Source organism: Arsenophonus sp. ENCA (assembly GCF_002287155.1).
Lineage (GTDB): Bacteria > Pseudomonadota > Gammaproteobacteria > Enterobacterales > Enterobacteriaceae > Arsenophonus > Arsenophonus nilaparvatae.
Genome location: NZ_NHNG01000279.1, coordinates 1 through 1276 on the forward strand (window position 1 = coordinate 1; position 1276 = coordinate 1276).

Below are 1276 nucleotides of genomic sequence, written 5' to 3' on the forward strand. Positions count from 1 at the left end.
TGGCGTAACTCTTAGGGATAAGCGCCGGCGGCGGAGGGGCTACCTTTACACTACCTTCTGTGCCATGTTGCTCACAGTATCGACAGCCGTATTTTTCACGGATATAACGGGTAACTTGCACGTGAGCGGGTATAAACTCAAGCTCTTCACGCACTTCTCCACCCATCACGTGCATCGGCTGATGGCAGCAATCACACGCCTGCTCCCCGGACGGTAGGTGAATAATAATTTCCCTACGCGGCAGATGGGGTGGGAGTCGTGGGCGGCGTTTTTTTGCAGGCGAAGGAACAGTTGCATCCGGGACGGCATCGTCCGTAATACTATCATTGACGTCAGATAATTGGGTTTCACAGGCTTCGTCATCGCTGGGCGCCCCGTCGGGTCGATGCGCCTCAACTTCAGCTTCGTTAAAAACCTCACCCTGCGGGGAAAGCGGCTCGGCGCTGCGCCCAAAGCGTTTTCGGCGGCAAAGATTCAACTCTTCCAGCAGAATTTGGTATTTTTCCTGCCAATGAAGATTTTCGCGCTGAAAATCAACGATAATCTGTTTTAGCAAATTGATATCGTTGGGTAAGTTATCTATCGAGATATTCATGACGTGACTTTACCATGCCGCGGCAAAATCCTCCGCAAAATTTAACTGGCTATCCTGCAGTTGAGTGGTTGGTGCAGGCGCATTTTAGCCAGGTCGACACCAGCGAGCAACCAGTACCACTGTTCTTCGGTCAATTGTAAGGTTTTTTGACTGGCAGCAGGCCAACGGAAAAAATCTTGCTCCAGGCGTTTGTACCAGAGACAGAAACCGGTTTTATCCCAGTAAAGGGCTTTTACCTTGTCACGATCACGAGTTTCGCACAAAACTAATTTGGGTACGCTAATAAAACACGGATGTGCTCAGCAATAGCATTTTTGATTACGTCCCAATTTTGTTGATAAAGGGTTATATTTTCAGATATACGACGTTTATGTTGTTCAAACCACGCAGAAATAGCGAGAAAAATATGATTTCTTTGCGCTCGGCTCGTGCGAGCCTGACAGCGTTCAATACCACAATTTTGTTTAACTTCTCGATGATAAACTTCAACAGACCAACGGGCATCCATGATAGATTTGACGTATTCACGGGTGGGATTCTCTTTGTTTGTTACTATGTAATCAATACGGCCGTTTTTGGCTGTAAATTTGAAAACAGTCACCCAACCGTAGCCTCGTAAGTGTATTGGAGTTCCTTCTTCTGAGATGTCTAACTTGTTCAGTTGTTTATTATGGTTAACAA

The 1276-nt window shown here is 46.7% G+C and carries 3 protein-coding genes; all 3 read right to left on the reverse strand.

What is annotated here, in order from left to right; genetic code table 11:
* Nucleotides 1-595, reverse strand: a 595-nt coding sequence (locus tag CBG25_RS07275; protein WP_290604957.1) for an IS66 family transposase zinc-finger binding domain-containing protein, incomplete at its 3' end; no start/stop codon positions are given.
* A gap of 41 nt (nucleotides 596-636) precedes the next feature.
* Nucleotides 637-858 carry an IS66 family insertion sequence element accessory protein TnpB gene (gene tnpB, locus CBG25_RS07280; protein ID WP_290605688.1) on the reverse strand — a complete coding sequence of 74 codons (222 nt, stop codon included), beginning with the start codon at nucleotides 856-858 and terminating at the stop codon, nucleotides 637-639.
* Between the two features lie 2 nt (nucleotides 859-860).
* Nucleotides 861-1276: transposase (locus tag CBG25_RS07285; RefSeq protein ID WP_290604615.1), on the reverse strand; the 416-nt coding region annotated here is incomplete at its 5' end.